Source organism: Veronia pacifica (assembly GCF_001707825.1).
In the GTDB taxonomy this organism is placed as follows: Bacteria; Pseudomonadota; Gammaproteobacteria; order Enterobacterales; family Vibrionaceae; genus Veronia; species Veronia pacifica.
The window spans coordinates 1-13,839 of record NZ_LYBM01000070.1 but is presented as its reverse complement, the minus strand read 5'-3'; the positions used below and the strand labels follow the sequence as shown (position 1 = coordinate 13,839).

At 51.2% G+C, this 13,839-nt stretch carries 12 protein-coding genes and 1 pseudogene; 1 reads left to right on the top strand and 12 read right to left on the bottom strand.

The window, feature by feature from the left end; all coding sequences use genetic code 11:
• The 12 genes from A8L45_RS22310 to pedF all read right to left on the bottom strand — a co-directional run.
• On the bottom strand, positions 1–1,376 hold a 1,376-nt coding region (locus tag A8L45_RS22310), incomplete at its 3' end, for an insulinase family protein (protein WP_175402065.1).
• A 70-nt stretch (positions 1,377–1,446) separates the two neighbouring features.
• The gene (gene pqqE / locus A8L45_RS22305; protein WP_068905557.1) at positions 1,447–2,577 is read right to left on the bottom strand and encodes a pyrroloquinoline quinone biosynthesis protein PqqE; all 1,131 of its coding nucleotides are present in this window, start codon (positions 2,575–2,577) and stop codon (positions 1,447–1,449) included.
• Positions 2,549–2,818: a pyrroloquinoline quinone biosynthesis peptide chaperone PqqD gene (pqqD, locus tag A8L45_RS22300; protein ID WP_068905556.1), complete on the bottom strand. Its 270-nt coding sequence runs from the start codon at positions 2,816–2,818 to the stop codon at positions 2,549–2,551. The genes pqqE and pqqD overlap by 29 nt, the downstream gene beginning before the upstream one ends.
• Before the next feature lie 57 nt (positions 2,819–2,875).
• Positions 2,876–3,637: a pyrroloquinoline-quinone synthase PqqC gene (gene pqqC, locus A8L45_RS22295; RefSeq protein WP_068905555.1), complete on the bottom strand. Its 762-nt coding sequence runs from the start codon at positions 3,635–3,637 to the stop codon at positions 2,876–2,878.
• A 10-nt stretch (positions 3,638–3,647) separates the two neighbouring features.
• Positions 3,648–4,562, bottom strand: coding sequence for a pyrroloquinoline quinone biosynthesis protein PqqB (gene pqqB / locus A8L45_RS22290; RefSeq protein WP_068905554.1), 915 nt, complete (start codon positions 4,560–4,562; stop codon positions 3,648–3,650).
• Between the two features lie 229 nt (positions 4,563–4,791).
• Entirely contained in the window at positions 4,792–4,863 is a 72-nt protein-coding gene (pqqA, locus tag A8L45_RS24030) for a pyrroloquinoline quinone precursor peptide PqqA (RefSeq protein WP_083228492.1), read from the bottom strand.
• Between the two features lie 146 nt (positions 4,864–5,009).
• Positions 5,010–7,112: a 4Fe-4S binding protein gene (locus A8L45_RS22285; protein WP_068905553.1), complete on the bottom strand. Its 2,103-nt coding sequence runs from the start codon at positions 7,110–7,112 to the stop codon at positions 5,010–5,012.
• Between the two features lie 62 nt (positions 7,113–7,174).
• Positions 7,175–8,683, bottom strand: coding sequence for an acetaldehyde dehydrogenase ExaC (gene exaC / locus A8L45_RS22280; RefSeq protein ID WP_068905552.1), 1,509 nt, complete (start codon positions 8,681–8,683; stop codon positions 7,175–7,177).
• A 231-nt stretch (positions 8,684–8,914) separates the two neighbouring features.
• The gene (locus A8L45_RS22275; RefSeq protein ID WP_068905551.1) at positions 8,915–9,559 is read right to left on the bottom strand and encodes an MOSC domain-containing protein; all 645 of its coding nucleotides are present in this window, start codon (positions 9,557–9,559) and stop codon (positions 8,915–8,917) included.
• Positions 9,560–9,717: 158 nt separating this feature from the next.
• On the bottom strand, positions 9,718–11,475 hold the full coding sequence (locus A8L45_RS22270) for a PQQ-dependent methanol/ethanol family dehydrogenase (protein WP_390335489.1): 1,758 nt from the start codon (positions 11,473–11,475) through the stop codon (positions 9,718–9,720).
• 177 nt (positions 11,476–11,652) lie between these two features.
• Positions 11,653–12,564: a substrate-binding periplasmic protein gene (locus A8L45_RS22265; RefSeq protein WP_068905549.1), complete on the bottom strand. Its 912-nt coding sequence runs from the start codon at positions 12,562–12,564 to the stop codon at positions 11,653–11,655.
• 10 nt (positions 12,565–12,574) lie between these two features.
• Positions 12,575–12,997 (bottom strand): cytochrome c-550 PedF, encoded by a 423-nt coding sequence (gene pedF, locus A8L45_RS22260; RefSeq protein ID WP_068905558.1) that lies wholly within the window; start codon positions 12,995–12,997, stop codon positions 12,575–12,577.
• 269 nt (positions 12,998–13,266) lie between these two features.
• Here pedF and A8L45_RS22255 point away from each other — a divergent pair.
• Positions 13,267–13,839 (top strand): annotated as a pseudogene (locus A8L45_RS22255) (hypothetical protein); the annotation flags it as partial.

Below are 13,839 nucleotides of genomic sequence, written 5' to 3'. Positions count from 1 at the left end.
AACCATGTCCACCTCAGCGTTGCTTGCTGACAATGCACCAGCCACGCAGCCACCGACTGGTTATGATAACGATCAGGCACTCTGCAAATAATGGCTAGACGGGTGATAGCAGGACAGTCAGCGAGAAACTCTCCATGTTTGGCAGGCGTGGTATCGCGGCACAGAGGGGCAAGATTGATAGTCGTGCTACGGAGTACATTTGGGATATCTGGGTCTCTCGCAGCGCACTGATACAATCGTTGCAGACTGTCACCCCATCGTCTTGCTACTAGGCTCCCCTGTTGCATCGCAAAGTAGCGCCACTGCCACTGCTGTCGACGAACCGGAATACGTCTTGCGATACCCTCCAGCCAAGGCTGAAGAGCCACGACCGCTATGTTTTCCTTCTCATTATTTTCTTTCTCATTATTTTCTTCCTCATGATTATTTTTCTCATGGCAGTTCTGTTCGTTTTTATCACAGTAAGAGAATCGGAGCCGGGGCCAGCAGAGAAAATCAGAAGTGACGGCCTGAAGTTGTAACTGCCGTTGCCTTAATTGAATCTGATGATGGTCACGTGTTAATTCAGTTGCCAAAATTGCAGCCCAAACAGGTGATGTCGGCACATCAATCACCTGTCGTCTCTTTGGCCTATAGTGAAAAATGGGTTCTGGCACATCCCTATATTTTTCGCTGTCTGTCCTTCTCTGCCAACGCGTTACTGCCCGACTGAGGAGCTTTCCAATATCGTCAAGAGGCCAGTCACCCCGGGTCAGTAACAAGACGTTATCTGGCCGATAGAAACGACGGTGATAATGACGAAGATGATTTAAGGTAAGTTGCGGGATAGTATCCGGCATCCCGCCATACAAGGCAGGACGGCAATGACAATCACAGACGAGAGAAACAGCGTCTGCAAAGGTCGGCTGCGCGGCATAGCCACACATTTCCTGATACAAAGCACCTCTCGTCTTGCCATCAATGTCAGTATGCCAAACCTCACCGGCAAAAGCGGTTTGATCAAGCAGGGGCGACAAGCCTGATTCAACGAAGAAATGAAGTCCCTCAATCGCGGCGTCCAGATTGTCACCAGATAAATGGAAACGGGTCGTCTCGGGCTGGGTGGTGGCATTAAACTCATCGAGGTTGAGTCGGCACCTGAGATTGAAAAAATGGCGGGATTCAGGAAATGCCTCACAGCCACGCAACACCATATGCTCCAACGCATGGGCAACGCCGCTGTCATCATCGGATGGCGTGAAAAAGACCAGAGCTGCCGCATAGCCCGCGACTTCAGCCTGATGCCAGTGCCGGATCCCAGAGTCTGAATGGCAGATCCACTGTGTCTTTGCCTCTTCGGCTTTTAACACCTTTTGCGATGTGACTTTTTTCTTCACCCGTCACCTCACTGTTCTGTATACCTCATATCCATCGACGCACTCACTGTAAGGCTCATTCACTTTATCGTCAGGGTTTGACTGATAAGATCAACTGACTGTTTTTCACCGTCCGGGCCATCATTTCACTGTTATGGCTGCATTGAGCCTGCGCCACCGCCTTCTCAATCTTGTGATGATAAGGAGACTTGCTGCACACCGGGTCAGCATTGGCTGGATCTCCAGTCAGCAACATAGCCTGACAACGGCACCCGCCATAGTCCTTGTCTTTTTCATCACAACTTCGACAAGGCTCTGGCATCCAGTCATAACCACGGAAGCAGTTAAAACCATCAGAGTGATACCAGATATCGCGAAGGTCCGTGTCTTTCACATTGGGAAAAGGGATACCTGTCATCGCTGCGCTATGACAGGGTAATGCTGTACCGTCTGGGGCGATATTGATGAAGATGTTTCCCCAGCCGCTCATACAAGGCTTGGGCCGGGTTTCATAATAATCGGGCGTGACAAAGAGAAACTGTGGGCTGCTGCCGTTGAGCTGCTCACGCATCCTGTTCACACTGGCTTCTGCCGTTTCGAGTTGTGCCTTTGAAGGCATCAGTGCTTCGCGATTATGATATGCCCAGCCGTAATACTGAGAGGTGGCCAGCTCAACAAAATCCGCATCCAGCTCGACAGCAAGTGCCATAATGGCATCAATCTGCTCAATATTCTGACGACTGATCACCACATTCATCACCATGGGAAAACCGCTTTCTTTCACACACATGAACATGGCTTTTTTATGTTCGAACGCATTGCGCTTACCCGCAATGGCATCGTTTAAATCAGGGTCTGCCGACTGGAAACTTATCTGGATATGATCCAGACCCGCCGCCTTGAGCCGATTGATCCGCTTTTCTGTCATGCCCAGCGCTGAGGTGATGAGATTGGTGTAGAAACCAATGTCATGAGCATGACGGATGATCTGCTCTAGATCTTTTCGCATCAGAGGCTCACCCCCTGATAAACCCAGTTGCACAGCACCCATCTCACGGGCCTGATCCAATACCCGAAACCACTGTTCTGTTGTCAGCTCGTTAGATGCACTCCCCAGATCGACCGGATTGGAACAATAAGGGCAGTGGAGAGGACACTGGTAAGTGACCTCTAGCAGCAACCAAAGAGGAGGCTTAATGTTGCTCGATCCATTTTTTAGCAAACGCTACCTCCACAAACTCTCTGACATCAGACGCCAATTCTTCTCCCGGGAACATACCCTCCAGCCTGCTGATCACATCGTCCAACGAACGGGGAGATTCAAACTGTTTGAGAATTTCTGCCGCACTTTCACTGAGCTGCACCATGCCCTCGGGGTATAGCAGCACGTAACATTGCTGCGCCTTTTCGAACTGCATCCTGTAAATGGGATTAAGCCGAAACTTATGAACCTCTTGCTGCATTGTTTCGTCCTCAACGTTGTGGAACAAATTGACTGCTACCCGCCCATCCGGGAACCACTAATGATCCAATCCTCTGTGCCATGGGTGGGCCTGTTCATCCAATCCCGCATAAGGCGGACGCTCAAATTCATACGCCATACTTATGGCATCCAGCAGACTCCAGAGAATATCCAGCTTGAACTGAAGAATGTTCAACGCCTGACGTTGTTGCTCGGCAGTCGTGAAATGGTCGAGAGTAATAGCCAGTCCCTGCTCAACATCACGCCGGGCCTGCCCCAGTCGCTGTTGGAAATACGTCAGCCCTTTCTGCTCAATCCAAGGGTAGTGCTGAGGCCATGAAGAAAGACGACTCTGGTGAATCTCGGGGGCAAACAGCTCAGTCAAGGATGAACAGGCAGCCTCCTGCCAGCTCGCCCGACGGGCAAAGTTCACATAGGCATCGACGGCAAAGCGCACCCCGGGCAGTACCCATCTCTCATCAAGCACTTCCTCCCGCTCCAGTCCCGCTGCTTCAGCAAGTCTTAGCCAGGCTTCAATCCCTCCCCATTTCACCTCAAGGCTGGCATGGCCGTCATGATCAAGAATGCGCTGTACCCATTCACGGCGGATTGATGGATCGCGACAGTTAGCGAGGATCGCGGCATCCTTTATGGGGATTGATGTCTGATAATAAAAACGGTTGGCGATCCATGCGCGGATCTGGCGTCGGGAACACTGCCCCTGATACATGGCTTTGTGAAAAGGGTGATGAATATGGTAGTAGCGTCCCTTGTCTAAGAGAGCCTGTCTGAATGTGTCTCGATCCATGGCTGCCGTCATCCCTTTTTCCTCACACTGTCAGAGTCATACCGTCAAATGCCACTTCAACCCCCTGCGCCGCAACAGCCTGATATTCCTCACTGTCAGGGTCGAGAATGGGATTGGTATTGTTGATATGAATTAAGACCTTGCGCGGCTTTTCGAAGTCAGCCAGCAGAGCCAACATCCCTTGCTCACCTGACACCGACAGATGGCCCATATCACTACCACGTTGATCACCAAGTCCCGCAAGGATCATCTCATCGTCTGTCCAAAGGGTGCCGTCCATCATCACGCAGCTGGCATCGCTGAGCGCAGAGACCACCTCCGGGGCTGGTTTCGCCAAGCCTGGCGCATACAGCAGGTAATTACCGCTGAAGGTATCTGTGATCTTCAAACCTATGGTGTCACCGGGCATGGGCTTATTCCGGTTAGCTGAAAAAGGGGGGGCGTTAGACTCAAGTAACACTGGCTCAAATCTCAGCCCGGGCACAGAAGGGATCTGCCAGCTGTCACCCAAGGGATCGATGCTGTGAATTCTGTAGCCAGAGTGCCAGTGACTCATCATGGTGAGGATCGGGTAACTGGACGTGAGCTCCTGCTCGACACGTGCAGTACAATAAAGATCCAGTGGCAGGCCTTCTCTTAAGATCAGTAGCCCTGTGGTGTGATCAATCTGAGCATCAGTAACAATCACAGCACTTATTGCTGAGCCTCTTAGGCCATCGGCGTTGCAAAGTTGCGGGGAAGCATTGATCTGCTGGCGGATATCCGGGGAAGCATTGATCACGACCCAACGCTCGCCATTGTCACTCACAGCAATAGATGACTGGGTTCTCGGCTGGGCCCGACTGGTTCCTTCACGCACCGAGCGACACATGCGACAGTGGCAATTCCACTGCGGGAATCCCCCTCCTGCGGCTGACCCAAGAACAACAACCTCCATGTCACCCCCTAGTATTTACTGTATTGAGGCCCTCAAACGATAACGGGCGCAGTCTTGTTTGTGCTGATACCTGTATTGGCTTTGGTTCCAGCTAGGGTCTCAGCTGTGATTTGCAAACATGCTGGCCGACAAAAACGTTATCCCTGAAAACAACTCGGGCCCCTCGTTTGCCTCAGGACCCGAACAGTGAAAGCAGACCGTGTAAACGCTCCCGCTTCCTCTCAAATTTCTATCGGTTACTGATGTACAAAGTGACTTCGAAACCCAGCCTCAACTCAGTGTACGTAGGCTTTTTCCACATAACTTTTCTCCTTATTCCCCGTCCTTGAAGCCCACAGCGATGAGCCTCTCAATATGTAGGTTACTCACTACCTCCATAGTCAGAAATCCTACTTTATAATGATTTATTTCCTCTTTGTGGCGGCTTACTCCTCTGAGTAAGGACGTTCAAGATACCGTTGTAATATCAAGAGACTTTTGCCGAGCCGATGGGCGGCGCTGTCTTCGGGCGTACTTGTCTGCCACGCAGCGGTTATCACTTTTTATGATCGCCAGACAGTCAAAACACTGGATACATTCGTTGTAATCTATGCTGCCATCGCGATTGATTGCGCCAATCCCACACCGCTTCTCGCAAAGGCGGCAACTGGTGCCACATTCTTTACGGCGATCTAACCAGCTGAACAACCTGAAGCGTCCCAATACCGCCAACCCTGCCCCCAACGGACACAGGTAGCGACAATATGCCTTGTGAACCCGGCTACTCAGCAGCAAGAGTAAAACCGCGTAAATAACAAACGGCCACGAGCGATCAAACACCAAAGTGACTGCGGTTTTAAACGGCTCCACCTCGGATAACGTCTCGGCCAGCGACAAATCGAAAAATGCGATGGCTGTCAGTGTTATCAAGATTAGGTATTTCGACCCTAACAACAGCTTGTCAGCCTTTTCACTCACCTGCCATTGCCGGAGTCGCAGTCGCTCTGCCGCTCTTGCCACCAGCTCCTGCATCGCCCCAAAGGGACACAGCCAGCCACAGAACATGCCTCGGCCCCACAAAAACAGGCTGACAAACACGAAACTCCACAGTACGAACAGCATGGGATCCAGTAAAAAAACGGTAACTTCGAATCCATTCCATATGGACAGCAGCAGTGTATAAATATTGACGACAGACAACTGCCCCTGCGCATAAAAGCCGATAAACAGGATCACAAATGTCATCGCCAGCAGCCTGATCTCGGGCAGTTTTGCACCAAAGGATCCGGCAAGACGACGCTGGAAAGTAAAGGCGACCACAAGCATCAACAGGTATAAAGACAGGATCACGAGTTCAATATATCGTTGTTGCCAGATTCGCTGCCATAAGGGTAAAGGTGTTTCCTCTTGAGGCAGCAAAGACCGCTGAATGATCACAGATTCAGGTAAGGAAAAACTGTGTGTCAGGGTATAGGTTTCTGACTCCAGATGATTTTTGGCAATGTGCAGGTTAAGAGTAAGATCCAATGGCAGCGCGGGATCAAAGCCGCCTCGCGCTGAGAAAATGAAGACTTTAACCATCTCAAATGGCGCGATCCCCTCCCGAAATGACGGTGGGTAAAAATGGTAAAAATCACTATCACGGAGTGCAAGATCAATACCTTGCTGACTCAGCGACAGACGGGTGGGACTGGTGCCGGGGACAAAGTCTTCTCCCACCACCTGATACCCCTCATCAGAGCCCACCAGAAGGGCAATATCACCGGGTTTCAGTTTTTGCTGCAAGCGAGAGAATTCTTTATCTCCAAGAATATTTCTACCAATACTCGGGGCATTGAGCATCGCCACCGTCATGGTCATAAACTGCTCGGCCTGATCGTTAAGGGCATAGATAGGGTCGATCTCCAGAGCCAGTGACTCGGCAACCGCCTGATGGCTGAGCACCCAACGGGATATCAGTCCCTCTGTCTGCAGATTCTCTGCCGGGACAGGCTGAAATTTGTCCAGATTCAAGGTTGCGCCAGATCCTGCGCTGAAACCGTCGAGTCGTGCCCGGGCAACCTGCCTGACGGCAGAAAGCATGGTGTCATGAACAACCATCACAGAGACCGTGGCTTTAGTGACACCGTCAACGTAGAGAATATCGTCATTATCGAGACGAGCCTGACGGCTGCCGACAATTACCCGGTTCTTGATCGCCAGTTGCTGATACTGGTTGATGAAATCGATAAGTGGCGCTTCGCCGAGACCATGCAGAAAAATCGGCTCATGGTGTTTATCCAACACAATCCCTGCGATGGTTCCATCCATGCTTAGCCCCATTCGGAGGTTTACCGTGTCTCCAGAAAAACCGGGGAAATCGGTCAGATCGTCGGTATCAAAGACATAACCAATTTTCTGATCCAACTGATAAATCTCAAGTGCGGGAAGATCATCATCTGATGCCAGCATGCGGGTTGCCTGAGGAAAGATCGCCGCCACCTCATCAGTTATTTCAAGCCAGTTTTTAGCTTGTGCTGACAGAGAAAAAGTAAGTAAAAAAAGGAGGGTGAACCATCTTCTGCAAAGCATATCAACATCCAGTGTCAGTCGCAGAAACAGGCGGAGTAAAGACTCCGCCAAAAGATGAAGATTTAGAAGAAACCGAGCGGATTGATGTCGTAGCTGACCAGCAGGTTTTTGGTTTGCTGATAATGCTCCAGCATCATTTTGTGGGTTTCACGTCCGATGCCAGACTTTTTATAACCACCAAAAGCCGCATGCGCAGGATACAGATGGTAGCAGTTGGTCCAGACACGTCCGGCCTGAATAGCACGGCCCACGCGGTATGCACGATTGCTGTCTCGGGTCCAGACGCCGGCACCCAAACCGTATTCGGTATCATTGGCAATGGCGATGGCCTCTGCTTCATCACGGAAGGTCGTTACCCCAATCACCGGCCCAAAGATCTCCTCCTGAAAGACCCTCATGCTGTTTTCGCCTTTGAGTATGGTGGGCTGTACATAGTAGCCGCCGCCAAAGTCTGCGGACTGACCACCAGTGAGCACCTGAGCGCCCTCAGCTTTTCCGATATCTAAGTAACCCATTATCTTATCGAACTGCTCATCGGATGCCTGTGCACCTACCTGTGTTTCGGTGTCCAATGGGTTGCCATGTTTGATCTGTTTGGCCCTTTCCACCACGCGGGCAATGAATTCATCGTAAATACTTTCCTGCACCAGTACCCGTGAAGGACAGGTACAGACCTCCCCCTGATTGAAGAAGGCGAGCACGGTTCCTTCAACAGCCTTGCTGATAAAGGCATCCTCTTGCTGCATCACATCTTCAAAGAAGATATTCGGTGATTTACCACCGAGCTCAACAGTAGAAGGGATAAGGTTATCAGCCGCGCAGCGAAGCACATGGTTACCAATCGCGGTTGAGCCTGTAAACGCAAGCTTGGCAATACGGTTTGATGTGGCAAGAGCCTGGCCTGCCTCAGGTCCCATACCATTCACAACGTTCAGCACACCCGGTGGGATAAGGTCACCAATGATCTCCATCAGTAGCAATATGGTCGTCGGTGTCTGCTCAGCAGGCTTGAGGACAATGCAGTTACCTGCAGCAAGTGCAGGTGCCAACTTCCATGCTGCCATCAGCAGTGGGAAGTTCCACGGGATGATTTGGCCAACCACTCCCAGAGGCTCATGAATGTGGTAAGCGACAGTATTGCCATCAATCTCACCAATGCTACCCTCTTGCGCGCGGATACAACCTGCGAAATAACGGAAATGATCCACACATAATGGGATGTCTGCTGCTAGCGTTTCACGCACCGCTTTACCGTTTTCCCAGGTCTCGGCGACAGCAAGATATTCAGCGTTAGCTTCAATTCTGTCCGCGATTTTCAACAGTATGTTTGAACGCTCTGTCACTGAGGTCGCGCCCCAAGCGTCTTTTGCCTTATGAGCCGCATCAAGGGCTAATTCGATATCTTCAGCCGTTGAACGGGGAATATCTGCAATTGCATCACCAGTACAAGGAGATGTATCCGTGAAGTATTGTCCTTTGACCGGAGCTACCCAGTCGCCACCAATATAGTTGCCATAACGTTCTTTAAAGTTGACGACAGCGCCGTCCGTGCCGGGTTTTGCGTAAATCATGTTACACCTCATAGGGTTATTGGCGAATGTCTTATGACTTTTTCCTTTCGCAACCTGCGTACTTATTGCCGTCTGACATAAGAACGCTTAACAAGACAAGGCCTTTTTCAGCGGGTATGCCGCTGTTGGCTGACTGATCTCGACATCAGTATGGCAACGGTGTGAAATCCCTCTATCCCCTCTTGGTTGACAAAATCTCATCCTTTAGGAGGAGAAAAATATGAATGACATTCACCAGTCAAAACGCCACTGAGGTGACAAGCCGGTAATGGAAATAGGCGACGCGACCTGCTTTTTCTGCTCACGCAGATGAACCCAGTGTTGCCAGATATCAGCGACGCTGAAGTCATCCTGCACTCGGTCCAACTGTTCAAACACATCGCCCGCACTGACATCGCCCGGCTCAATCACCCGGTAGTACCAGCCCGTCTGATTGAGTTGAATTAACAGGGCCATCATGTGACCGTTCCCCACATGCTGATTGAGCTTCCAACATGGCATGCGAGGCTGACTGACCTGTAACACAGCACTGCCCACCCGATAGATATCACCGATGTAAACGCTGTCATCAGTCATACCCAAGGTCGAAAAATTTTCGCCCACGCAGGGCGAGGAGAAACGCGAGGTAAGATGGGGTAATGCCTGTTTTAGCGTATCGTAGGTCTCTGCAGCAAAGTGATATATGGCTTTATCTGGTCCACCGTGAAGTCGTCGGTCAGCTTGAAAGTCACCCGCCAGCCCCATCTCAGTGACAGCAACCGGGCCTGCCGTTGCTTCTTTAACAATACCTGTCGGCACTTGCCTGTCACCCAGCTTAGAGGGAACGGCCAACCGGACAGAGAGGAGAGGAATATGAGTGTGCTTTTCGCTCGTCATAGACAGACTCCATAATAAAAAGACCTGCTATGTTCTGGTCTAAGCCATAGCAGGTGGCGAGGGTAAAACTCGTTGTGAGATAACAACCTATAGGGAAGAGGCACCCACAAGACGCGCCTAAGATGATGCTGACCATGCTCCCACAGCCAGCCTCAGTGTTATGATTTGGGCAATTTAAAGGTCCAGACCATGCCGCCCTGATTGAAGCTTTTCACCCTTTTTGCTACTTCGCCTCCCCAGAGAGGGACTGCCCCACCCCATCCGGACAACACAGAAATATACTGTTCGCCGTCCATCTCCCAGGTCACAGGTGTACCGACAATGCCCGACCCGGTGTTGAACTTGTAGAGTACTTCACCCGTCATATCATCCAGTGCCAGTAGGTAACCTTCAGGATTACCCGTGAACACCAGACCACCAGCCGTGGTCATCACGCCTCCCCACAGAGGGGTATAGTTTCTGTACTCCCAGATCTTTTTACCCGTCGTCGGATCGTATGCCCTGAGAGCACCAATATAGTCATCATTCAGTGCTTTGATGGTGAAACCCGCACCGAGATAAGCGGCACCGCGTTTATAGGCCACCGGCTCGTTCCAGATATCCATTTGCCACTCGTTGCTTGGGACATAGAACAACCCGGATTTTTTGCTGTAAGCCATCGGCATCCAGTTTTTACCGCCGAGGAAAGACGGCGCAGAGAGAACGGTTTTCCCTTTTTTACCGTCTGTTGACGCAGTCGGGTTACCGGGACGGTTTTCGGGAACATAGATAGGTCGCCCTTTACTGTCGAGCCCTGATGCCCAGGTGATCTTGTTAACAAAAGGGAAACCGCGGATAAACGCGCCGTTTTCTCGATTAAGCACGTAGAAGAAGCCATTCCGGTCGGCGGTGGCGGCCGCTTTGACTGTCTTACCACTGTTTTTATAATCGAAAGCAATCAGCTCGTTTACACCATCAAAATCCCAGCCATCATTGGGTGTGGTCTGAAAATGCCAGACAATTTTTCCGTCGTCCGGATCAATGGCAAGACGGGATGACGAGAAAAGGTTATCACCGGGTCGCATGTGAGAATTCCACGGGGCCGGGTTACCCGTACCAAAGAAAAGCAGATCCATGTCAGGATCATATGTGCCCCCTAACCAAGGTGCAGCTCCGCCGCTTTTCCAAAGATCTGCAGGCCAGGTTTTCCCCGGCTTTCCGCCGGAGATCCCAGCCTCAGTTTTTTTGCCGTTTTTCCAGATATAGCCCATGTGACCTTCAACTGTCGGCCGCTCCCAGACCAGTTTTCCGGTTTTGGCATCGTAAGCTCTGACCTTACCAACAATCCCGAATTCACCGCCGGAAACACCTGTGATCACCTTGCCTTTAACCACAATAGGCGCGGCAGTTATCGAGTAACCAGCCTGATAGTCCTCAACTTTTTTCTTCCAACGGACTTTCCCCGTCTTGCTGTCCAGTGCCACCAGCTTGGCGTCAAGGGTGCCAAAAATCACCAGATCATCATATAGAGCCACCCCGCGATTAATCACATCACAGCAAGGCATAATGCCATCGGGCAGACGGGCATTGTACTGCCAGAGCTCATCACCGGTCCGGGCGTCAACGGCGTAAACCCGGGAGTAGGAACCGGTGAAGTACATCACACCATCTTTGATCATTGGCTGGGATTCCTGACCTCGCTGCTTTTCCCCACCAAGAGAGAAACCCCAAACAGGACGAATGTCACTGACCGTATTCCTGTTAATTTTATCCAGTGGGCTGTACCTCTGACCGCGAAGTCCCATCCCGTAACTGAGAATGTCGTCGACTGTACTCTGGTCTTTCAGGATATCCTCATCCGTGACACCCGCCTGAATCGGCAGGGATAATATCGCCAATGTTACTGCGGCAAAGATGCCGCAAATCCTTGTTGGCATCGCTGACATAGCAGATTACCTCGCTCGTTTACTTTCAGAAAAGGCAGGCGTATACCTGCCATATATGAACCAGTTTGATGACCTGTCGCCCAGATAGGTAGCCGTCATTAGGCCCAAATACACTCATTCCTTGGTACTACTCCGTCGGTCGGAAAGCAGGGCATGGTTGACTGTCAACTATTGCGCTGACTCATCCGTGATCAGCCCGGCGTAGAGTTCCGGCACCAAGTACTCAATACCGTATTTTCCGGCCAGCGTTGTCAGTTCACCGCTGACGATAAGGGGAGTCAAAGCATCTTCCAGCGCATAGGAAAGCTGACGGTAATGGCTGTCGACAGCCATACCCAGCTCCCAAAACGGCTTGCCAAGCATCGGAAAAGGGATCCCCGACAGGCGGCTTTTTTCGGGGGTTTGCGCATGCAGCCACTGAAGCTGGGATGCCATACCCATGACTATGTCCACCTCGCCCCGGCTCATAGCGTTAAATGCGTCTGCGATAGAGGGAAAGGAGTGGCTTTTGTTGCGAAAGCGGCCTCCAAAAGCCGTGGTGAGGTAAAACTGTGGAATAGAATCAACTTCTACGCCCACCGGGTGATATTGCAGCCGGGCCACGGTATCGACCTGATTGACCCTGTCGGGGGAGTAAGCCACTAACCAGCGTTCACGCTGATAGGGAGCAAACATATGTACCCTTTCATGAGCAGGCAGGCCAACATCATCGCGTTGAGTGCTGTATGCCCTGTCATATGGCACCCGCATCATCACATCAGCTTTGATACGCCTGCCGTCTTCACTGGTTAGGTTACTGCCTTTCCAGAGATGATTTCTCATATCGTCATCAACAGTCTCGTCTGGCGTCATCCAGTGAATGTCAGGCTTCACCCCAAGGCCTTTGGCAAGCAGCCGGGCCAGTTCGACATCAAACCCGGTAGCCTCTCCGTTGGCATCTTTGTAGGAATAAGGCGCAAAATCTCGGTAAACAGCAACCGTTATGGTGCCATCTTCGATGATCTGGTCGTAGCTGCGGGCAGCAATACCCGTGCTGAACAGGGTTAATCCCAGCAGGATGATCCGCCGCCAGTGTGTCATGGCCTTCTCCCTAATTGATGTCCGTTGCAATCGACTCCAGCCAGCTTCTAATTGCCCACAGAGCTTCCTGATTGAGGTGTTCAGTCATCTTGGGCATATACACAGCGCCATTTCTCACCGCACCATTTTTCACTCGGTACACATACCACTCATCGCCATCATAATCAGGAGCAAGGGTGCGCAGGTCAGGAGCAATACCGCCGGATATCCCTTCAAGGCCATGACACCGCGCACAGTTGGAGCCATAAGCAGATGATCCGATGCGCAGGATCTCCGTTCTTAGATCACCTTTGACCTCCCGGTATGGGTTGGTATCAGACCACTCAGCCCCAAGCTGGGGAATACTGGAGGTGTCTATCGTCTGCGGGGTAACGTCGCCATGCGCCAGGACCGGGGAGGCTGATAACAAAGAAGCGAACATAGCAATTGCCATGGTGCCGCTTTTGAGTAGTCGATACCCTGCCTCACGGCACGGTGTGTTTATGAAGTTATCCATCACTTGCTCCACGCTCACTCTGCTTATAAAAAATATTTGTTATTGAGCAATTGTATGGGGTGGCCTGTTCAACCAACATTATTCCAAAGCGTGGGTTTTTATCCTTCTTTAGAATGAAATCCTTCCGAATCGGCCTGCTGCTGATGGCAGAATCCCCTCGCTGTGGCGTAAGGTGTTCAGAGCGGACCGACTAACCGGGAGGATCAATGCAGGGAACAGCAAGCCGAAGAGATGCCGTGAAAATAGCGAATGAGATGGCCGTTGGTGTTTTCTATAACCCCTTATCATCCCAAAAATTTTTCTGTGCTTTTCTGCTCGCATTAGCAATGTTTTTTCCCGACATGGTCAGCGCAAAACAGCAGCCCAAAGTCAGTGTTGAAATGGCCCTGTTGCGATTGCCTGCCGAATTGTCCAGTGCAGTACCTGCCTATCTCAGGCCTGCCGATAACGATGGAGAAGCAGGAGCAAGCCGCGCCGTGGACGATGCCAACGGCACCGGGAAATTTCTCGGTCAACGCTACACGCTCTCAGCGCATCTCACCGACACCAAAGAGGCGGTTGTCAGTGAGGCAAAACACTTATATGAAAAAGGTATTCGTTTATTTCTGGCCGATATGGACACTCCCGCACTCAAGACACTGCGAGACGCCTTGCCAAGCGATGCACTGATTTTTAATTACGGCAATCAGGATACTTCGCTGCGGTCTCACGCCTGCTTGCCGGATACCTTTCATACCAGTGTCAGTCTTGCCATGAGAACTGATGCTATCGGTCAATGG